Origin of the sequence: Halomonas sp. KHS3, from assembly GCF_000830495.1 — a bacterium.
Classification (GTDB): Bacteria; Pseudomonadota; Gammaproteobacteria; order Pseudomonadales; family Halomonadaceae; genus Vreelandella; species Vreelandella titanicae.
Map to the genome: position 1 here is coordinate 135,880 of NZ_JWHY01000008.1, position 19,151 is coordinate 155,030.

General features: G+C 52.3%; 29 protein-coding genes and 1 pseudogene. 8 read left to right on the forward strand and 22 right to left on the reverse strand.

Annotation, left to right across the window (positions count from 1 at the left end):
* Window positions 1-15: 15 nt before the first annotated feature.
* Together RO22_RS24255 and RO22_RS17740 are read left to right on the forward strand one after the other, a co-directional pair.
* Window positions 16-154, forward strand: a pseudogene (locus RO22_RS24255) (helicase C-terminal domain-containing protein); the annotation flags it as partial.
* Window positions 155-175: 21 nt separating this feature from the next.
* Complete coding sequence (locus RO22_RS17740; RefSeq protein WP_009287879.1) at window positions 176-958, forward strand: sulfite exporter TauE/SafE family protein; 783 nt, start codon at window positions 176-178, stop codon at window positions 956-958.
* A 10-nt stretch (window positions 959-968) separates the two neighbouring features.
* Here RO22_RS17740 and RO22_RS17745 read toward each other — a convergent pair whose 3' ends face one another.
* The 7 genes from RO22_RS17745 to RO22_RS24900 form a co-directional block, all read right to left on the reverse strand.
* Complete coding sequence (locus RO22_RS17745; RefSeq protein ID WP_009287880.1) at window positions 969-2,201, reverse strand: MFS transporter; 1,233 nt, start codon at window positions 2,199-2,201, stop codon at window positions 969-971.
* A gap of 70 nt (window positions 2,202-2,271) precedes the next feature.
* Entirely contained in the window at window positions 2,272-2,451 is a 180-nt protein-coding gene (locus RO22_RS17750) for a hypothetical protein (protein ID WP_200890264.1), read from the reverse strand.
* Window positions 2,452-2,568: 117 nt separating this feature from the next.
* On the reverse strand, window positions 2,569-2,724 hold the full coding sequence (locus tag RO22_RS25375) for a DUF4113 domain-containing protein (RefSeq protein WP_084625439.1): 156 nt from the start codon (window positions 2,722-2,724) through the stop codon (window positions 2,569-2,571).
* Window positions 2,725-3,057: 333 nt separating this feature from the next.
* Window positions 3,058-3,477: a type II toxin-antitoxin system HicB family antitoxin gene (locus RO22_RS17755; protein ID WP_022520765.1), complete on the reverse strand. Its 420-nt coding sequence runs from the start codon at window positions 3,475-3,477 to the stop codon at window positions 3,058-3,060.
* 38 nt (window positions 3,478-3,515) lie between these two features.
* Window positions 3,516-3,698 (reverse strand): type II toxin-antitoxin system HicA family toxin, encoded by a 183-nt coding sequence (locus RO22_RS24265; protein WP_084625441.1) that lies wholly within the window; start codon window positions 3,696-3,698, stop codon window positions 3,516-3,518.
* A gap of 328 nt (window positions 3,699-4,026) precedes the next feature.
* Entirely contained in the window at window positions 4,027-4,353 is a 327-nt protein-coding gene (locus tag RO22_RS17760; RefSeq protein ID WP_039859955.1) for a type II toxin-antitoxin system HicB family antitoxin, read from the reverse strand.
* Window positions 4,350-4,607: a type II toxin-antitoxin system HicA family toxin gene (locus tag RO22_RS24900; protein WP_200890265.1), complete on the reverse strand. Its 258-nt coding sequence runs from the start codon at window positions 4,605-4,607 to the stop codon at window positions 4,350-4,352. The genes RO22_RS17760 and RO22_RS24900 overlap by 4 nt, the downstream gene beginning before the upstream one ends.
* 334 nt (window positions 4,608-4,941) lie before the next feature.
* Between RO22_RS24900 and RO22_RS17775 the strand changes: the two genes are divergently transcribed.
* On the forward strand, window positions 4,942-6,318 hold the full coding sequence (locus RO22_RS17775) for a site-specific integrase (protein WP_041158933.1): 1,377 nt from the start codon (window positions 4,942-4,944) through the stop codon (window positions 6,316-6,318).
* Here RO22_RS17775 and RO22_RS17780 read toward each other — a convergent pair.
* From RO22_RS17780 to RO22_RS17830, 12 genes are read right to left on the reverse strand one after another with little or no spacing between them, the layout of a single operon-like run.
* Window positions 6,286-6,603, reverse strand: a complete 318-nt coding sequence (locus tag RO22_RS17780) for a hypothetical protein (protein ID WP_041158934.1) — start codon at window positions 6,601-6,603, stop codon at window positions 6,286-6,288. The two genes, RO22_RS17775 and RO22_RS17780, sit on opposite strands and share 33 nt — an antisense overlap.
* Window positions 6,600-6,905: a hypothetical protein gene (locus tag RO22_RS17785; protein WP_052475671.1), complete on the reverse strand. Its 306-nt coding sequence runs from the start codon at window positions 6,903-6,905 to the stop codon at window positions 6,600-6,602. The genes RO22_RS17780 and RO22_RS17785 overlap by 4 nt, the downstream gene beginning before the upstream one ends.
* An 8-nt stretch (window positions 6,906-6,913) precedes the next feature.
* On the reverse strand, window positions 6,914-7,102 hold the full coding sequence (locus tag RO22_RS17790) for a hypothetical protein (RefSeq protein ID WP_041158935.1): 189 nt from the start codon (window positions 7,100-7,102) through the stop codon (window positions 6,914-6,916).
* A 3-nt stretch (window positions 7,103-7,105) separates the two neighbouring features.
* Complete coding sequence (locus RO22_RS17795) at window positions 7,106-7,321, reverse strand: TraR/DksA C4-type zinc finger protein (protein ID WP_041158936.1); 216 nt, start codon at window positions 7,319-7,321, stop codon at window positions 7,106-7,108.
* A gap of 14 nt (window positions 7,322-7,335) precedes the next feature.
* Window positions 7,336-9,639 (reverse strand): replication endonuclease, encoded by a 2,304-nt coding sequence (locus tag RO22_RS23875; RefSeq protein WP_052475672.1) that lies wholly within the window; start codon window positions 9,637-9,639, stop codon window positions 7,336-7,338.
* Entirely contained in the window at window positions 9,636-9,881 is a 246-nt protein-coding gene (locus RO22_RS17805; RefSeq protein WP_041158937.1) for a hypothetical protein, read from the reverse strand. Before RO22_RS17805 ends, RO22_RS23875 begins: the two co-directional genes overlap by 4 nt.
* Entirely contained in the window at window positions 9,878-10,288 is a 411-nt protein-coding gene (locus RO22_RS17810; RefSeq protein WP_041158938.1) for a hypothetical protein, read from the reverse strand. The genes RO22_RS17805 and RO22_RS17810 overlap by 4 nt, the downstream gene beginning before the upstream one ends.
* A 10-nt stretch (window positions 10,289-10,298) precedes the next feature.
* Window positions 10,299-10,676 carry a hypothetical protein gene (locus RO22_RS17815; protein ID WP_041158939.1) on the reverse strand — a complete coding sequence of 126 codons (378 nt, stop codon included), beginning with the start codon at window positions 10,674-10,676 and terminating at the stop codon, window positions 10,299-10,301.
* On the reverse strand, window positions 10,657-11,052 hold the full coding sequence (locus RO22_RS24270; protein ID WP_084625443.1) for an ogr/Delta-like zinc finger family protein: 396 nt from the start codon (window positions 11,050-11,052) through the stop codon (window positions 10,657-10,659). The genes RO22_RS17815 and RO22_RS24270 overlap by 20 nt, the downstream gene beginning before the upstream one ends.
* Entirely contained in the window at window positions 11,045-11,236 is a 192-nt protein-coding gene (locus RO22_RS17820; protein ID WP_041158940.1) for a hypothetical protein, read from the reverse strand. The genes RO22_RS24270 and RO22_RS17820 overlap by 8 nt, the downstream gene beginning before the upstream one ends.
* A 37-nt stretch (window positions 11,237-11,273) precedes the next feature.
* A complete protein-coding gene (locus RO22_RS17825) occupies window positions 11,274-11,477 on the reverse strand; it encodes a hypothetical protein (protein WP_041158941.1) in 204 nt (67 codons plus the stop codon).
* A gap of 35 nt (window positions 11,478-11,512) precedes the next feature.
* Window positions 11,513-11,719 (reverse strand): hypothetical protein, encoded by a 207-nt coding sequence (locus RO22_RS17830; protein ID WP_041158942.1) that lies wholly within the window; start codon window positions 11,717-11,719, stop codon window positions 11,513-11,515.
* A 151-nt stretch (window positions 11,720-11,870) separates the two neighbouring features.
* On the opposite strand from RO22_RS17830, the gene RO22_RS17835 reads away from it, so the two are divergent.
* The 5 genes from RO22_RS17835 to RO22_RS17855 all read left to right on the forward strand — a co-directional run bounded on the left by RO22_RS17835 (window position 11,871) and on the right by RO22_RS17855 (window position 15,879).
* The gene (locus RO22_RS17835; protein WP_041158943.1) at window positions 11,871-12,170 is read left to right on the forward strand and encodes a hypothetical protein; all 300 of its coding nucleotides are present in this window, start codon (window positions 11,871-11,873) and stop codon (window positions 12,168-12,170) included.
* A 390-nt stretch (window positions 12,171-12,560) separates the two neighbouring features.
* Window positions 12,561-13,226 (forward strand): XRE family transcriptional regulator, encoded by a 666-nt coding sequence (locus RO22_RS23880; RefSeq protein ID WP_052475673.1) that lies wholly within the window; start codon window positions 12,561-12,563, stop codon window positions 13,224-13,226.
* Window positions 13,227-13,251: 25 nt separating this feature from the next.
* Complete coding sequence (locus RO22_RS17845; protein WP_041158944.1) at window positions 13,252-14,295, forward strand: hypothetical protein; 1,044 nt, start codon at window positions 13,252-13,254, stop codon at window positions 14,293-14,295.
* A 1-nt stretch (window position 14,296) separates the two neighbouring features.
* Window positions 14,297-15,205, forward strand: coding sequence for a hypothetical protein (locus RO22_RS17850; RefSeq protein WP_041158945.1), 909 nt, complete (start codon window positions 14,297-14,299; stop codon window positions 15,203-15,205).
* A 323-nt stretch (window positions 15,206-15,528) separates the two neighbouring features.
* Window positions 15,529-15,879: a hypothetical protein gene (locus RO22_RS17855; RefSeq protein WP_152618917.1), complete on the forward strand. Its 351-nt coding sequence runs from the start codon at window positions 15,529-15,531 to the stop codon at window positions 15,877-15,879.
* Window positions 15,880-16,041: 162 nt separating this feature from the next.
* Here the strand turns inward: RO22_RS17855 and RO22_RS17860 are convergent, their stop codons facing one another.
* Genes RO22_RS17860 through RO22_RS17870 form a run of 3 tightly spaced genes read right to left on the reverse strand, consistent with a single transcriptional unit; the run spans window position 16,042 to window position 19,123 of the window.
* Complete coding sequence (locus RO22_RS17860; RefSeq protein WP_268747816.1) at window positions 16,042-16,515, reverse strand: very short patch repair endonuclease; 474 nt, start codon at window positions 16,513-16,515, stop codon at window positions 16,042-16,044.
* A gap of 3 nt (window positions 16,516-16,518) precedes the next feature.
* Window positions 16,519-17,658, reverse strand: a complete 1,140-nt coding sequence (locus tag RO22_RS17865; protein WP_041158948.1) for a hypothetical protein — start codon at window positions 17,656-17,658, stop codon at window positions 16,519-16,521.
* The gene (locus RO22_RS17870; RefSeq protein ID WP_200890266.1) at window positions 17,618-19,123 is read right to left on the reverse strand and encodes a DNA cytosine methyltransferase; all 1,506 of its coding nucleotides are present in this window, start codon (window positions 19,121-19,123) and stop codon (window positions 17,618-17,620) included. The genes RO22_RS17865 and RO22_RS17870 overlap by 41 nt, the downstream gene beginning before the upstream one ends.
* Window positions 19,124-19,151: the final 28 nt, after the last annotated feature.

The window sequence follows — 19,151 nt, forward strand, 5'->3', positions numbered from 1 at the left end:
GCAGACTTAGTTAGCATGATCAAAGTGGTGCAGGCCGCAGGTCGCGTTATTCGCAGTCCAGAAGATCAAGGGGTTGTGGTATTAATGGATGATCGTTTTGCCCAGGCCAGCGCTATTGCCACGCTGGTGGACGCTGGGAGATATCCACCCCTAACTTAGGATCCTAACGCGAACCATGACAGATCTACTCTGGTACCAGTATGCGCTGATTGGGCTAATTTTTGCCTGGAGCGGTTTTGTGCGAACCAGCTTGGGCTTTGGCGGTGCCGTGCTGGCACTGCCTTTCCTGCTTTTGGTCGTCAACGAGCCACTGGTATTCTTGCCGATTATTGCCATTCACCTGCTGATTTTCTCCAGTTGGATCGCCTGGAGTGGGCATCGCCAGCTACAGCAAGCGGGCGTGGGCACCACATCGCCAGAGAGTAATATCGATTGGGGTTATTTAACCAAGGCCTTGAAAATCATGATCATCCCCAAGCTGATTGGGGTAGTGGGGCTGTTAACGCTGCCCGCACAAGTCATGACCAGTATCATTTTCGGCATTGTGATCATCTATGCCATTGGCTATGTATTGAATAAGCCGTTCAAAAGCAAGAACAAGTACGTGGACTACGTGCTGCTGGCGCTTGGTGGGTATGTCAGCGGTACGTCGCTGATTGGCGCGCCGTTGATTGTGGCGGTATTCGCCACTCACGTCGCCAAAGAGCAACTGCGGGATACCATGTTTGTGCTGTGGTTTATCCTGGTGATGATCAAGATGGTCTCGTTCCTGATTGCAGGCGTGGATCTTCAGTTAATTCACCAGCTGTGGCTGCTGCCCTGTGCCTTTATCGGCCATTTGGTGGGCGAGAAAGCCCATCGCTATATGCTCAAAGCGAACACCGGGCTGTTCTTTCGTGTGCTGGGCGCGGTGCTGATTCTTGTCAGTGTCGTGGGGTTGATTCACCCGCCCGCGTAAGTGCTGATGCTCAAAGCTGGCTGTCGGCCTTTAGCGTCGTCTTGCCTAGAATGATCAGGATAACGGCCAGCAGGCCGCACACGACTGCCATGCCGGTAAACACGTTACGCAACGACTCCAGCCAGATCACCGCCGGGGCGACCACCACCGGGGAGATAAACTGGCCAAAAAAGAAGGTCGAGGTAAAACCGCCAAATACCCGGCCCCGTACTCGCTGAGGAGTGATCCGCATCAGCCACGTGGTGGTATTGGGCATGAAGGCGCCAAGGCCAAATCCGGAGATCGCCGCACCCACGATTGCCATGGCGTAACTCTGGGTGAAGCCCACCACCAAAAAACCGGCTGCCGCCAGGAAAAAGCCGAGCACATAGATTGTCATCACCGACAGGAACGGCTTGTAGTAACCATAGCAAAACGCCACGATGCTGGCCGTCAGGGCTGCCATCGAGAGCGCCACGCCGATCGCTACGCCGCTGACTTGACCCTGCTGGGAAAGCAGAAAGGGCAGCTGCGCGGGAAACATATAAAACATGGTCATGCTGATCATGGCGATCAGGTAAGCAAGACAGGTACGTCCGTAGTCCACCGTTACCGGCGCATCGCTTGTATCGCGGCTGGCACCATCACTGGATTGAGGCTCTTGGAGAATCGCCCAGGCATAGGGAAGCAGCAGCACACCAGTCATATAGAGTAAAAACGGGCCGCGCCAACTCCAGTCGGAAAGTAGCCCGCCTAGGTTAATAAAGATTACCCCGCCCAGCGCCATGCAGCTGCTTTGCAGCCCCAAAAAACGGGCGCGTTCGGAGCTGTCAAAATAATCCCCCACCAGCGTGGTACTGATACTGAGAATACCGGCTACCGCAATCCCCATCAGTGCGCGGGAGCTTAATAGCAGATCCACGCGATCAATGAAAAAGCCCGCGCCCCCCGCAAAACCGTAGATGCCCAGCATCATCAGCAGCAATTTCTTGCGCCCAAACCGGTCAGCAAGATAACCCATCAGTGGACTGAACAGCGTAATCATCAGCGCAGGCAGGGTCAGAATCAGCTGGATCACTACCTGGGGCTGGTCGGGAAAATGGCGGCTGATGCCCGGCAGTGCAGGCGCGATAATTGCCCCCGACATCACGGTCATGGTGCTGGCAAACAGTAGTACGGCCTTAATATGCGTTAATTGGCTAATAGTCTTGTCCATATCAAGAGGAGGGGAGAGAGTGAAGAGCACAAACGCTAATCGTAGCATGTTTGTTAGCGTGCTATGTTTGTGTTTTTTACCTTCTACTTCTCAAGCAGTCAGGTTCGGCTACGAACCGTTAAGCGCTATGGGAAGAGCCGACGGGGTAGCGGTTATCTTCATATTTCTTGATGAGCAAGGAGAGTGCCTCAAGCGCATTAGCCTCTGGAGTACCAGCATCTGCGGCCCATAGCTCTTCTAGGCGAGCAAATGCACGATCAGGATCGGCATCGTTATGGATAGGCTGGATATTCATCATACAGTCTCCGCATTTACTTGGTCGTACTGTTGATGTGTGCCAACAAATCTAATCCAAGCAATCTGCTGCGCTTATTCTATGAACCCAGGCCGAAAGCTATTTTTCTTAGCCGTCACCCTAATCCGTATACATCTTCATCAACTCATACCAATTCGTCGTATAGCGCGGGCTTCGATTCGCGCAGCACAGATGCCAGGGGGCATTCTTTTCCGGTAGCCCTAGGCTTACCGTTCCCTTCCCCATCTTTTCGTTTAACGCATCCATGGCGACCATGAGCTTCTAGCTGAATTGGCGTTTTTATTACGTTTGCGGTGTGCCCGTTAGGCTGAGCTGTTGGCGGTTCTCGTCAGTCAGGTCGATCTCTTGTAGCCGTACTTGGGCCGATAGATCTTGCGCAGTTTAAAGGGGGAGGCAGGCTAGGTGTTGGGCGGTGCAGGTGAGATATTACATTGCGTAACGTTAAATTACTTGTTTGCAACTTAGCCAAACTTTGCCATATTGAAGGTGTCGCCTAATAGCACGCGTTGCGAGAACGCTTCGCCAGAATAATGCGGCAATAAAAACCCTCGGCTATTTGGAGTAGCCGGGGGTTTTGTTTTGCTTGGGTTATGCGCCTTTGCGTGCTCTGGCCAGTTCGGCCATGGCGACGCGGGACAGAAAGCCCGAGCGGGTTTTGTCGCCGGGGTGGCTGGCCACAAAGTCGTCAATTTGCTTAACCAGTAAATCAGGTAATGTGACGTTGATCTTGTGGCTTTTGCCCAGATAGGGGGTCAGGTCGATATCCACCACCGCCCAGATCCAGCCGGCGTATTCAGGGTTGTCCATGTGGTGCTCAATAGACGTTGCTTCGGGAATGGGGTCGCCATAGTCCACGGCTACTTCCAGCCATCCTTCGATCGCTGCTTTCACATTGGCTAACGCCTCTTCAAAGGTGTCACCCGCTGAAAAGCAGCCGTTAAGATCGGGTACTACGACGCCATAGGCGTGCTGTTCGTCGCCGCGCTCAATTGCAATGGGAAACAACATACGTTGATCTCCTTTATGGGGGGCAGCAGTGGCCAACCTCATAAGAGGCCGGCGCTTTTTCTGATTGCTCTTACCAAGCCCGTTTTCAAATCCTTTTTAGGATGTGGCACGGTGACCGTGCCGGGCTTGGTAGGGTGCCTGAAGTGGTGGTGGCTGCCGTTGACTCTGACCAACTCCCAGCCATCTTTCTTCAGTTCTTTTATCAGTGTTCTGCTATCCACCTCCTGCCCCTGTGCTGTTAATTATTGGGGTTACTATAACCCCAAGTTTAAAAAGGGGCAACTTCTATAACCCTGATAACCCCAGTTTACTCAATGGGTGGTTCCGTCGATTATCCGGTGATTGTCGGTGTAAGAGATCTTTTACAAATCTTGTCGGCAATGGCTTACATCAATGGGGGCTTGAGGAGCTGGCTATGACGCTTGGATGCGCGAGCTGGAAGGAGCCAGCTTTCTGTAAGGAGACGGATACTAAAGACCATCGGCCATTGGATGGCCGGGGATTATGTTTTTAAAACAGGGCATTGGGAAAATGAAGCGGCTGAATTGCTTAAACAGAAAGTTCGTGTTCGATAGCGGTGGTTACAAACTGATTAAGGCTTTGTCCTTTGGTCGTGGCGGCGTGTTTGTGCAGTTCTTCCGGTAGACGCACCTGAAACTTGCCAGAGTAGGACTTGGTGGGTTTAATGCCGCGCTTTTGGCATTCATCCAGAAAAATACGCAGCGAGATTTTGCCTTCGTCGCGTAGCCTGGCAACGCTATCGGCGTAGAAGTCGGCCCCGCCGCTTAGCTCAATGCATTCGCCACGGAACATTTCAATGTCGGGGTCGTACTGGATGACGGCGCGATAGCCGTCAATGATCATGATGTTATTCATGGCGTCTCTCCGTTCTCTTCTAACCATTTGCGTATGCTGGCCACAGCGCCCTTATCGGTATCCGGTGATGGGTGCGGGCGATGAAAAACACGCACTTCATCAAACAATACAACGGCTAATGCGGTCAAAGAACCGTCCTTGACGCGCTGGCTCTGCGAGCGGATTCGGATTTCAAACCAGGCGTAGTGACCACCGTTCGAGTCTTGGCGTAGGCGATAGGTAAATCGGGTTAGCTTTTGCGATGTATTAGCCATTTGCTGCTAGCCCCTAATGTTTCTGCTTGGAACCTATTTGGAACCTGGAGCTACTGCAAATAAAAAAACGGCCACTTGCTATATTAGCTAAGTGGCCGTTTTTTCTAGAATTTTTGGTCGGAATAGCAGGATTCGAACCTACGACCTCTGCCTCCCGAAGGCCTGTGGATAAGATAACTCGATATATCCCCAGAAACTTGTGGGTAAGTATATATTATTTAAATCAATGGCTTATTTGGTGTTTTTCATTTCGACTTGTTGCTGGCGTTGACCCCCTTTATCCTCATCTTGCTACCTATTTGCTACCTAGTTTTTCGACTGATCGGAGTATGGAGTGGGCAAGAGCACTGAGAAAGCTAAGCTGACCGCGCGTTTTTTATTAGAGCTTAGTAAATCACCGCCTGGCAATGATGTTTTTGATACCGAGCTGGCAGGCTTTCATGTTCGCCACGGCCAGCGGGGGTTGTCGTTTCGTCTTTATTATCGGACTAAGACGGGCAACCAACGCATGCTCACCATTGGCAAATACGGTGTCTTCACCGCTACTCAAGCGCGAGAAACCGCGCGCGAGGCTTTGGCTGTCGTTGCCCAAGGTGGCGATCCGCGCGCGGTGATTGAAGAGACGAAAGCGGAAGCGCAACACCAGCAGCAACAAACGCTTAGATCTTACTTGCGGACTGATTATGCTGATCACCAGAAGCGCCGCAAGGATGGCGACGCCACCCTACGACGTATCGAAAATAGCTTTACCGATTGGCTTGATAAGCCGATGGAAACCCTCGGCCTGGCTGACGTTGAGCGCTGGCAATCTCAAAAAGAGGCGGGAGCCTCGGATGCAGACCCACCGGTAAAACCTCAGGCTTACCAAACCCTGAAACGCTCCTATGGCGCACTGCAAACACTGCTGAATCACGCGGCTAAGCGCGGCGTCATTACTCAAAACCCGCTAAAAGATATCAAACTCCAAAAGCCAGCGCTTACGGACGATCAGCTCGAAGCGGACGAGGGGCGCCGTTACCTGGAAGCTAGTGAGCGTGAAGCCTTTTTTGCTGGTCTGGACGCCTACCAAGAGGAAAAGCGGGCGCAACGCAGAAGCAGCCGGGCACATGGTAAGCGGTATTTACCCGACCTGGATGGGGTGGCCTATGTCGATCATGCCGCTCCGTGGCTACTGCTCATGTATTACACCGGGTTTCGACCAGGTGATTTATTTGGTCTTCGTTGGCCGCATGTGAGTTTCGAGTTTAAGAGCGTTCGCAAAATCATCGAAAAAACCGCGCACCAATCCCCCGAGCCGCAAACTTTCCCGCTTTCAGATCCTGCCATGGAAGTGCTGGAAACGTGGTGGGAGCAGCAAGGGAAGCCCAGCAGCGGCTATGTTTTTTCATCACCCGTTACGGGCAAGCGGCTGGGCAAAGATGCAATGCGGAAGCCGTGGAAGCGGGTGCGTCAGTTGGCAGGGCTTAATGATGGAATGGTGCTTTATACGCTTCGCCATAACTTTGCGAGTCAGTTGGTCATGGCGGGAGTGGATCTTCTCACGGTGAGCAAACTGATGGCTCACTCGGATATTCAGACGACGATCAAATACTATGCCCACCTCCAGCCCGACCATAAGCGTAATGCGGTACAGCTTTTTGCTCAGATCGGGCAGGGGAAAGAGGTCATAGGCAAAGAGTTACGAAGCGATGGAAGTAGCGGTGCGCATTGACGCTTCAGCGGTGCTTGAATAGCTCTCGCTTGATTCCAGCCAGGCGTATACGTCAGATAAGCGATAGCGCACATGGTGGCCACGCTTAACGAATCGTGGCCCAGGCCTACCGAGTAGGATGCCGGTGCTGCGTGCTTTTCGCGCCGTCGCGGGCATTGCCGGAATTAGCCGGGGAAACACCACCACATCCGGCAGCTCAATCTTCGTCAGATCTACCCCTGCCTTTGCGCGGGCCAAAGCATCGGCTAGCTCTTTATCGATATCACGTTGGTCGTTAATACTCATTGGTTCTTTTCTCCCTTCTGTTTAGCCCGCCAGCGGTTGAAGCGGTTGCGAATGATGCGAAACGTTTGGCGCGCGGCTGGGTTGCTGTCTAGCTCGGCGCGGCTGTTGATTTGGCAGGCCGCGATTAACCAATCCCGGGCGTCCTGTTCGTTGTGGGTACCGTCGGGTAGGGCGCTTACATCAATGCCAAACTTGGCCCGGCGGCGGCGATCCAAGTAGAGCTGGAAGGCTTGATCCTGGCAGAGCATGGCGGCTTGTCTCGCCACGGTGCCGCCTTTGGGTGGCGCGTGATTTTTCTCCATGCTTCCCCCTAAAACTCGAACCGCTGTGCGATGCCCTTGGGCACCGCTTTTGCTTGAGTGCGGATCTCGATCACCTCAACGCGGGGCTTGAAGTGGCTAATGGTGCTCACGCCTAGTTGGAAAGCGGCGCCCAGGCCAAAACCTGCAGCGAGCAAGGTAATGGCCAAACGATGGTTGACGGGTATTAGGTTTTTCATCGCTTACCGTCCTTGCTTGTTTTTCAGTTCACGAATGCCCTGGCACTCGATACAGGTGGTGGCCCAGGGCGCGGCTTTGCGTCGCTGGGTTGGGATCTCGTATCCGCAATCAACGCATTCATCGTTGGCGGCCTGGGTGGCGAGCGTGGCGCGGCGTGCCAGCGTGGCCTCCAGGCTTTGTTGGATGGTGACCGCGGCGCGGTCGGCGTTATCTGCCATCGTTCTTCCTTCGGTTAGCAAAGTTCGGGCGGGAAGTACTCTTCCTGCTGGGTAGGTTTGGACGGAGCGAAGAGTCTTCGCGCCGCTTCTATGGCTTCCTGGCCTTCGCGGAAGGCGTCTTCCGCTTCGGCCCGGTAAATTTCTGAGCGCTTCCACTCTTCGAGACGTTCGCGCTGGGCTTTTTTCTCTTCAGGGGATGGCTCGCGGGGCTGAATATCGGGCCCCTGCGTACAGTTAGTGACACGAGTCCAAGGGGACGCGGCTTCGCCGCCTCCCGAACCCCCCTGGTGCCGCTGCGACTTGCCGCGCACTTGCCAGCGGTAGAAGCGGGTCAGGTATTCGTGTTCGTTACCGCGGCCGTCTGAAACGACGATGCCGAAGGTGCCCAGCTTGCTTTCGCCGTGGCGGCCTTTGGCCTCGATGCCTTCGCGCACCTCGCCGGTGGCGTGGCTAAACTCTGCGCGTTCTAAATCCACGCGGGGCATCGTCCAGGGTTTCACGGGGCGCTGTTTGCGGGGCAGGTTGGGGCCGCCCATTAGGCGTAAGAATTGATCCCACTGGCCTGCGTTGGCTGCCTTGCGGATCTGTTCCAAACGGCCGGCAATGCGTTTGTCAGGGCGGGTGGCTTGCTCCCAGCTCTCCAGCTCATCGATGTGCTTTTCGTTCAGGCGGCGCACTTCCCGCCACACGGTCACGCTGGGCAGGCCGACGAATTGGAACTGACGGATGCCCCACACCGCTGCCCACGACTCAATGCGCGGCGCGACGCTGGTTAGCTCATGGCCATAGCGGTCTTTGTCATCGTTTTGCACGCCATCACGGACGAACTGCTCGCCGTTGATGTTCTTGCTGATGTACTTGGCCACGTAGCCCGCGGCGGTACCGCGCTTGTAGTCGATCTTTTCCACCTTGAAGCGGGCAGTGGTCTTGTTGCCGCGACGGTCAAACAGCTCTTCGTAGGTATCCGCTTCCGCGTGATCTCTCATGATGACGTTGATGCGCTTGGTGTCTTCGCGCTTCATCCACAGCAATAGGTGCCAGTGCGGGGTGCCATCGTGGTTGGGCTCCACCACACGAATGCCATAGATGCCTAGGTTTTCGCGGGCGAGGGCGGCACGGATGCGTGCCCATACTTTCTGTAAGTAGGCCTGCGCATCGCGGGGTGTGCTGCCGTCGTACTTCGGGTTTCGGGCGCTATTGCTGAATAGCACTGGGTGGAAACGGCTGGGCGCGGTGATGGTGTAGAACATGCCCACGTGGCCCAATCGGCGGGACTCCGCTTCGGTGTCGCTGATGCGCAGCATCAATTCCGCCCGGCGGTGGTCGGGGTTCGATAAGCCCAGCTCAGCGAGCTCGGCCAGGGTATAGACCTGGCCTTCCTGGTTGATGGCTTCCAGCGCTTCGAGCAGGGCGCGGTTGCGGTTCTTCTGTGCGCGGCGGCGGTCGAGCGTGACGTTGCTGCAGTAGATGCCTGCGCGTTTGTGCACACGATGTGCTTCCCGCTGTACCTGTTCCAACCGGCGGCCGCCCAGGCGGCGCAGCTGCCGACGCCACCAAATAGGGTCGGTAAGCTTGGCCAGCTGCACGGCGCTTTTCAGCTTGAGGCTGGGTGGGTTGATGCCGTGCAGGCGCGCACGGTGGCGGGCTTTGACGAGCGCCATTTCATTGACGACGGATAGGCTCATGACCGGCGCACGGTGCCAGTTGAACACTGCCATCAATGGAATGACGCCCAGCGGCGGGCTTAACGGGTTGCGGGAATCCGCGATTTGCAGGGCGACTTCCCGCGCTTGGCCGGAAAGGGTGCGCGCCTTGGGCGTTTTCAGGTTGAGCGGCGGCGGCAGCAAGCCCAGGCGCAGGCGGCGATTATGCTCGGCGATACCCCCGATCAGCTTGCTGCGTTCGCGCTCGATGGCCGTGGCTTGGGCGTCGGCGTGGTTGATGACCGCTTCATCGTCGTGGGTGACGTTCAGTCCGTGCAGCACCAGATTCTTTTCGACGCTGTCCAGCCAGCGGCAGCCCTGCTGCAAGCCTTCAATGGTGGTGGGCGCGCGTTTGACCTGCCCATTAAAGCCGCGCTCCAGATCCTGGGCGATGGCAGGGAAACGGCGGTAAACGCTGGCCGGGTCTATGAGCTCCCGGGTGTTGCGCGCTAACCAGCGGTTAGCGGCGGCGTGGCCGTGGCGTTTGGAAACGTGCACATAGCCACCCGCCAGCTTTTCCGCCAGCGAGGGCAGGCGCGCAAAGTGGCCCTTTAAGTACAGGTAGCAGTCTTTGGTGCCAGAGCTGTGGCCAAAGGCGAGTTCAAGCGCGCTCATGCGGGCACCATCGCTTGATCGGAGCCTTGGGCCTGCCGTGCGGGCAGTTGGGCGGCCGCAATGTCGACGCGGTAGTCATCCAGCACGCTTTCGATCTGAGTGAGCTGGCAGCCGAAGTGATGGGCTTCGCGCTTTAGCTCCTCGGCGGCCATGCGGTTGCCTGCCTGTTCCAGCTGCTTGGCCAGATAGTCGAAACGCGCCTTCACCACGTAAAGGTTGTGCATGGTGCTGGTAAGGTTCATGCCACCCCCTTTTCGATCAAGCTTAGCCAGTGCAGCACGGCCTTGGTGTTGCCTTCCGCCAGTGCCTGGCGGGCGTGGCTAGCCAGTTCGCAGCTGGGGTGCTGGGAACGGTTGCGCAGTTGATCTTTCAGGCCGCTGGCGTAGTCACTCATGCGGTGGATGGCGGCACGCACGGCGGCGCGTTCTGGCTTGGCTAGCTGGCTGATTTGTTGGGTGGCATCCGCGGTTAGCCCGGCGCTTTTCAGCACAAGGCGGCGTTCCGGAAAGGGGAGATCCGCCCAGACGCTGATCAAGTCTTGATCCGCCGCGCGGCTGTGCAGTTCGGCGCGAAGTTCACCAAAGCCCGCCCGGTCTGAATGAACGCGGGGCGGTGCTTTGCGTGTGGGGAGTGGGGTCACGTTGGCCATGGTGGGCACCTTAGTGTTCAAGAACGACGGGGCGGCGGGTATCGGCATCGACCACTTGGGCTAGGCCAGCATCGCGGGCCTGCTGGATCATGCGGTCGAGGTCGCGGGCGGTGAACACCACCGGGCAGCCGTTGCGGTTACGCAACACCACCACATGGGCAGTGCTGGCATTTAGGTCGATGGTTGAATCCAGATTGACGCTATCCAGATCCGCGAAGGCTTGAATGGCGGCCACTTCGGCGGTGGCTTCCGCGATGCCGTAGTCGTGAACCAGGGTGCCAATGGTGATGCGCAGCGCTTCGGCGCGGCTATCCCAGCGGTTTTGCCAGAGCACTTCGGTGGCGATATCGAAGGGAGTTTTTGCAGCGTTAATGGGTGCGACGTTCATGTTGTGGTTCCTTCTTGGTTTGATCTTCGATACCCAGACGCATCTGGCCTTGTTTCTCCAAACGGTTGTGCCGCTTGAACCAAGGTGAGTACGGAAGATCTACTTTTGGGTTTGGCCTGAAACTGGGGGCCAGCACATGCTTTAACGAAAGGTCGGCTGTGGTACGGAAGCCACAACCAAATACGTTGCTACAGTGCAGGTAGAGCACCCGGAAGATGGGTAGATGCGTCTTCGAAGTTCGCACCCACATATGTGATCCGCAGTGAGGGCAATCGAACCGAAGTCGACTGTCCTGGTGTTCTACGCCTTCTGTTTCTTCTCCTTCGAGGTATTCCCCTTCGATGGAGCCCTGTTTCACATCTGTTTTTTCAGTCACTCGGCCCCCTTATTTCGTAAAGGGCGCGGCCTCTTCCAGTGAGGCTGGCCGTGCCCTTGCGTAGTCGTCGGCGGGCGAGCCACTCCGCTGCTTGATCGAGCGTTTCAAGCCCTTGCTGTTGCCGCACTGCCTCCAGCTGGGTGTCCAGCTCCTCATCCAGTGCTAAGCGAAACTCATGGGGCATTTTGGGTGCTCCTTTTGGGCCTTTTTTGTGCCTGCTTTTACGACGCACGTTGGCCCATACTGGTATTCACGATGTCGCTAACGCCGAGTGTTTCGAGCGCTTCTTTCAGCACCAATTGGCGCAGCAAGGTGGCTTTCGACATGCCGGTGTAGTCGACCAGGGCGTCAATCAACTTGGCTTCGTAGTCGTCCAAATTGATGGCGGCATAGCGTTGACGGATGCGACGGGTGTCTTGGTGCATGACGGCGTTCCTTATGCAGAAGCACGAACAACGGGTTAATCGGCGGAAAGGGTTTCTTGGTCGTATTGGGCGATGCCGCGCAGCATGAGCATGCGAGCGGTGGCCGACATCGAACGCATCTCCAGCTGGGTAATGCGTTCGAGGCTTCCTCGCTCGGCTTCGGTGAGGTAGGTCATGATTGGCGAATTACACCCTTTGGGCGCATAAATCGGCTTTGGGGCAATGGTGTTAGCGGTGGCCATGGGTTAGGCTTCCTTAGTGGAGTAAAAGACTTTTAAAGGGTCGAATTAGCGCAGCGGCTTGCCGCTGTTGGCCTGGGTAGTAATGGTTTTGTGAGTAACAGGTGTGGCCATGGCAGTGGCTTCCTTTTATTCAGTTTGGAACGGAGTAGTTATGGAGCATCGTTACCTTGAGGGCGTGGCAGTGCCGCGTTTTGACCACACGCTGACCGAAGCCCTGCTGGAAGACGCGGCCCGCGATGATGGCGGTGCCCCCAAGCGCCTGGGTATCGAAAACGGCGCGAGGAAGGTGTATCGGGTGTTCACCGTGTATGGCCAAGCCGAGCTTGAAGCGGCCATGGAGGAGCTAGCGTTGATGGACTTCACCGCTGTTCTCCACGCGAGTCACAACTCATCGCCTGCGGATGAATGGGATCTCCGTTTTCGCCCTGATCCCAGCATGAAGCACAGCTAGCTCTGCTCCGAGCCTTGAGGGCCTGACGTTCAAGAAGTGCCAGCTGTTCCTTGCGACGTCGGCGCAGTTCGGCCCAGGAGCAGGGCGTGGAATGCGAGGGCTCATCCTTGGATGATCCCGCCCTATTGAGCAAGCCCAGCCCGATGTGCAGCGCTGATGCAAGCTCGTCGGCAATGCTTTCGAGCGAGCCGTGATTGACGCGATGCTTCGCCAGATCGCCAATGGCTTCCGCAAGTACGCGATTGGCCAAAGCAGTTTGAGATGGTGATAGCGGTGGTATAGCAACAAGTGTGGCCATGGCAGTGGCTCCCTTGTGGTGTGTTGTGAAGTAAAAGACATGAATAGAATGGTTCATAAAAATGAACCTGTCAATAAGGATGGTTCACAAAAATGATCATTGGCGAGCGCCTGAAAGAAGAACGTGAACGGATTGGGCTTAGCCAAACTGCTTTGGCGCAGATTGGTGGTGTCGGTAAAACGACTCAGATTAAATACGAAAAAGGCGCCAGTAACCCCGATTCTTCCTACTTGTCGGCAGTTGCTGACGAGGGGATTGATATCTTTTATGTGCTCAAAGGCCAGCGTTCAGAAACAGTAACCGCCCAATCTTTTGGGGTCCCGTTAAGTGAACCATCGCCTGGTTTTTCACCAGTGAAGATGTACGACATTGAAGCGGCCGCCGGGGCAGGGCGTAGCTTTGAAGGCGAGCCGATTAAAACCACGCTGTATTTTTCCAGCGACGAACTGGCCGAGCAGGGGCTAGACCCTGCCCAGGTAGTGGGCATTAAAGTGCGTGGAGATTCGATGGACGGCACCTTGGCCGATGGGGACTGGGTGTTAGTGGATCGCAGTAACCGTGACCCTAAACAGGAAGGTGTGTTTTTGCTACTGGTTAGCGGCGAGCGACGGATTAAGCGGGTGCAGCGTCTGGCGGGCGGGGCGTTGTACTTGATAAGCGACAATGAGCATTACCAGCCGGAAATGATCAAGCCACAGGATATGCATGATGTGGAGATTCTAGGGCGGTGTGAGATTCGGATTGGGCGGGTTGTTTAATCTTTTATTAAAACTGGGTGCGATTATGTTTGAAGTATTTGACAATTGTTACGATAAAGTTATTAAGAGTCATTATTTAACAGCATCTATAAATTATAAGGACGCAATCGCCGGGTTATATCCGGCGATTGATCGGCTAGAAATACAGCGTGATAAACAAAATCAAAAATTTTACTCAAGGCTTTACGATGATATAAAAATTGGGTGCGTTATGCCTCCAATTACTATAGCTCTTATTGATGAAAATGTTTCTCTAGATGAGGAACTTAGTGTTGAAGGTTTAAGAAAGTATGTTAACGATAAGCTTGACGAGTTTTTTGTACTTGACGGAATACAGCGATTAAACACCCTGAATAGGGTTAAGCAAGATATGGGGGAAGAGTTCTCTAAAATTGATAACAGAAAGTTATATGTAAACATTATAATTTGCAGTACTTATGACTTGCTGCTTTACAGAATGATTACGCTTAATAATGGTCAAAAGCCAATGAGCGCACGGCATCAAATAGAAGTTATAGCAGGAAATATATTCGATTTTGATGAGGTTGACTTGCCTGTGCAAGCTGAAAAAAGAGAGGCAGGTAAAAGAAGGCGGCACGGTGTATTTAGGAAATCAGATATCATAAAAGGTTATTTGGCTTTTTTGAGCTCTAGCGTCAACATTGATAATAATAAGATAATAGAAAGCAAAATGGACGAGATTATTGCAAGGAAAGTTGTTGGTTCTGGAATAACAGAAGTCAAGTATAGCTTTTACGATGTAGTAGACTTAGTTTCACGTTTTTCTGAAGAAGTGCCTGAATTAAAAAAATGGTTTCAAAATGAAAATAATTTTGTAGGATTCTGCTCTGGGATCAGAGACTCTTTTGACGTGGTATCTGTAACTTCTGGAATAGAGCTCTTAGATAGAGTAAGAGTTTTTGATCAGGCATTTGATAACTTGCAGGTATCTAGGATTAAAGTTGGATATGCTAGAAGACTATGTGCTGAGCTTTTCTTTTCTAAGTTCAATGATAATAGAGACCTAGATGACTTAGATTTTACTCATGAATTTTCTTCGGTGATTTAATATGTCTAGTTATGTTCTCAATGATATATGTGAGTTTTCCGAAATAGATATACATGAACATAGTTTTGCTAATTTTAATCCAGGAGATAGCTCAAGATTAAAAGTTTCTACTTCGCCAGAGTATATTGTTTTTAGAGCTTTTTTAGGAGGTATTAGTTTTGTAAAGGCAGATGAGGAGAGAGTCGATTTTGATAAAAATTATTATCTTATAGAGCCACAGGTTCAGTCGTTAGATAGTGCTATTTTTTGGGAAGAGGTAGAAAATGTTTTATCTCCGCTAGCGTTCGATGAGCCAATGTTTCTAGGTTCATTTGAAGGGCGTTACCTTGAGAATAAAAAATTCTATGAAAGTTTTTTACTTGAAGTTTCATACTCTATTTCTGCAAGTAAAAAAAATAATTTTGTTGAAAGCTTTTTGCATCTTTATAGAGCGCTAGAGCATATGTGCTATGCTTTGCCGCTTTTATATTTAAAGCGTGCGGATGGATATGAAAAGACATATGATGAATTCAAATCTTTTTTTGGTGATGAGAAAAAACAATCAGAATTAGGTTTTGGAAAAAAATTTATAAAAAAAATAATGGATACTAACGTATATTCTGCTAATTTTAGGCTGGATTTTTCACAGCAACCAGAGCAGCATTTTAAGGCATTAAGAAAAATATTCCATAATGATGATGATTTTGTTTTCGATGATGATTTGATGTATGTCGATGTTTGTTTCGGTAGAATATACGATTTGATTGTTAAGGTTCGGAATATGTATTTTCATTATCTTTATTCTAAGAATTATTCTTTAGGTGGTAATGAGATAGTTTTGCCAAATAAATTTTTTGAAACTTTTGCTGATGTAGGTTTATGCTTTTTAGCAAATTTCTATTTAATAGCGTTTACTAGTAAGTACGAATGAGCACCTGATTACTTAAGATGTTAATTTTAAGGTGTATCGGTAAGCTATTAATTTGGATTGTTTATCTATGATAAAAATTGCCTTATCGTTTAGCCGCTCCCCTTCCGCTTAAGTTTTCTTCAACTATTCTCAATTCGTCGTATAGCGCGGGCTTCGGCTCGCGCAGCATGCGTGCCATGAGGCATTCTTTTCCGGCATCCCTAGCCACGACTTTCCATAACCCTTGTTATTTGCTGATGATTTATACAGTATTATACAAATGGGAAGCGACAGGTAAACACTAAGAGTCGTCGCTTAATGTGGAGCAAGCACAGGGCAACAGCATGCGAGTAAATTACTTGGGGCCAGCAGTGGTGGGCGTGGAGCACCCGGCAGTGGCCGAAATGGATAGCCGAAAATTTCCCCCCAGCTGCTTTCTGGTGGAGATTAGCGAGGACGCACGCCCAGGCGGGCCGTGGATGGAGGGCGATGTGCTGGTGGTGGATGAGGCGCGTTCGTTTGGTCATGCCGATTTGGTAGTGGCGGAGGTGGAGGGCGAGTACCGGTTATTCAAAGCCCACCGTGTGGGCAGCCGCTGCCGATTGTTGCCCACCGCCGGTGGGCAGGGGTGTTTTATCACCGCTAAGCAGTACCGAGGGGTGGTGGTGAGGCAGGCTAGGTGTTGGGCGGTATAGGTTATTTCTTACAAACAGATGGCAAAATGCTTACATTAATTGTTCTGCATGTTTGGCATAGTGGTGTGGTCGCCTAATAGCACGCGTGGCGGAAACGCTTCGTCAGAAGATTGCGGCAATAAAAACCCCCGGCTATTTGGAGTGGCCGGGGGTTTTGTTTGGCTAGGTTTTGCGCTGGCGTGGTGGAGAGCCGGGCCATTCGTTAAATACATCGTTGCCCGTAATAAGCGCTGGCACTCCATTGAGCGCTTCATGGGCATGACGAATGCCGCACTCCCATATCACCAGCACCCGCCAGCCTAGTTCAATCAGTTCCTTTTGCTGGCGATAGTCCCTGCTTACATTACCTTCCAGCTTGTTACGCCAGAACTCTTTTCGGGTGGCTGGTGAAGTCGCATAAAAGCACCCTCTGTGGCGATGCCAGAAACAGCCGTGTACAAAGATCACCAGGCGGTAGCGAGGCAGCACAAGGTCGGGCTTGCCGGGAAGGTCGGTTCGATGAAGTCGAAAGCGGAATCCCTGGCCGTGCAGGTAGCTCCGCACGGCCATTTCGGGTTTGGTGTTTTTGCCCTGGATGCGGCTCATGCAGTAGGTGCGTTGGGGCCGAGTCAGGACATCCTTCGAACGAGGGGGTATAGGCTACTCCGGTTCGTCAAATTCCTGATAATCAATAATAATTTCCTGTCCCCATTCAAGTATTGATGGGTGTACAGAGAAACTATCTATGCTTACGCCCGTCAGCGGGTGACTTTCCTGAGCTGTTCTCATCCAGTGAGCAATATGCCTTGAGAAACCTTTCATCGGAGCAGATATTTTGAGTTTGGCATAGCCTTCTTTTACATCATAAAGCCTATAAATTCTGTACTCATAATCTGAGTAAAACATCTCTTCCGCTTCTGCAGTAGATATGTGTATTGGATTTTTGAAGTCGCCAGCTGTTGATTTGGCGTCAACTAACTGCTTATCGGCGTTGATAGTCAGTTCAAAATCAAATGGCGCAATTGCATTTACATTTGCAACCCACTCGTAGTTGTCGATTCCCTGTCCTACTTGGTCAGCAAAATATTGATCCAGTAGAAACTCCCCAAGACGACCGACATTTTCTGCGGCTTTTTTGGCTTTGCGCAACTCTTCATAAGATACGCTGCGTGCGCGGCGGCGTTTCCTGAGTTTTCGGATTCCCGCGGTGCCGCCCAGGGCAGCATCTTCCAGATCCTGAGTTTCCAGCAAGTCCCGGAACGGATGATCAGGTGAAATAAGGTTTTGAACTTGATCATCAATCTCGGTCAGTTCTTCGAGTTCAAGCTCTTTCATACTTAAGGTTGGGTACAAGCTGCTTAATACACTATGCAGGCCAGTGTCCTCAGGGTGACCTGCCGCTACTAGTGTCATTTGCATCTGACTGGGCCATGCTGCACCCGTAAACTCCATAATGGCGTAGTCGCCTGCAGACAGTACCTGATAGCGTTCATCTCCATCAGGTGTCGGAATAAGCTTGCCGTTGAGCCGCCAGTTTTTGTACGTCCCACCTTTGATGATTTTTTGGGGTAATACCTGTGGTGATGAGCTACCTGGGCCCTGAATCGTCAGGTTAACAATAAAGGGTTGCCAATCGTTTTCTTCAGCAACTGCCGTCAGATTTGGATAAAACTGTTTTTCCAAAACGTTCCGGTTAAGGTTGATTGACTTCTGGTTACCTGCATCTCCTTTGCGGAAATGGCATTCAAAAATGGTCAGGTCAGATAACGTCAACTTCTTCAATGCGATTTTGCGCGACATGAACTGCATTCCCTGTTAGTTGTTGCCTGATGGTTTCAGCCAGTGCCTTTGCCATTAGTGGGGGTACGGCATTGCCAATCTGGCGAAAAGCGGGGTTCATTGGCCCTGTGAAAGTAAAACCATCAGGGAAAGACTGCAAGCGAGCCGCCTCTCTAACGGAAATGGTTCGAGCCTGCTGGCTGTCGTAATGAATATGCGAATAGCTGTCTTTGCCCAGGTGAGCCATTAGCGTTCTGGCTGGCTTATCGGCTTCCATCTTGCGCCATTTGTTGGGGAATTTATTAGGGTCATAGGGCGGTATAAAGCTTTTCTTTTCAGCCTCAAATCGCTCTGTGCCTTCCAATGGGCGAAAGCCTTCCTTCTTTTGAATCTCTGCCAAGCGCTCTTCAAACATTTCATTGGCCAGGGTATGTGCCTGCGGGTATTGGTCGCCGGGCTTCATGCGCGCGAAAATCTTATAGTCGCGGGGCAGGTAACGAATAACATGGTCATGAACGCCATCGCCAGACTCAAAGCCTTCCCAGTTACGCATGATGCGCTGGAATTCGTTCAAGCGATTGTTTGCCGGGTAGCACTGAAGTATGTCGAAACGGCGCGGCCCTTTCTTGAGCTTCTGCTCTGAATCATCGGTAATTTTGGGCAGGTCGGAGAGTGCCTGTTCAGCCGTTACCGCGGGCTTTAAGCCTGCCTGCTCGGGTTCTGGTGGGTCGATAAAAAAGCGAGTTTCTTCATCCAACAGATCTCGCTTGATAGTCTTCATGGCCACCTGACGCGACCCATGATAACCACGTGGCAGGTCAATCCAGTGCGTTGGGCTGGGAAACCAGTCTGTGCATTGGAGCTCTTTGCGATAGGCCACCAGGAACATCCGTTCACGCATTTCGGGTACACCATAAAATACTGCGTTGAGCATGGTGTATCGTGCTTCATAACCTAAATCACGCAGAGCTTCACATACTTCCTCTGCAATGTTATGACCACCGAAATTCAGCACGTCGGGTACGTTTTCCATCAGGATGGCCACGGGATGAAGTGCGGTTACATACTGCAGGTAACGTAGATACAAGTTGCCACGCGGATCATTCAGGTACGCTTCCGGGTGCTCTGCTACTTCGCGGAGTTTTGCTCTACCTACACGAGCAAATGCCTGACAGGGCGGGCCGCCTACAATGACATCAACCTGTTCTTCTGGAATGCCTTCTATTCCCAGTTCATTCAGTAAATCAAATGGCTCGGTGGTCGTGATGTCTCTGGCTTTTGCATGGACTGCACGCATCTCTTCAGGGAGATGCCCATGAAAGTTCATCGCATGTGAACGCGCTGCTGCAGGGTCAAATTCTACAGCGCCGATATTTTGAAACCCGGCCGCATGAAACCCTAATGAAATTCCGCCACATCCGGCGAACAGATCAAGCACCCGGGGGGCATTGCCTGCTCGAATGCGTTCAATTTTTTGCTGGATCACACGGCACATAAAGACTTTCCCAATTCGA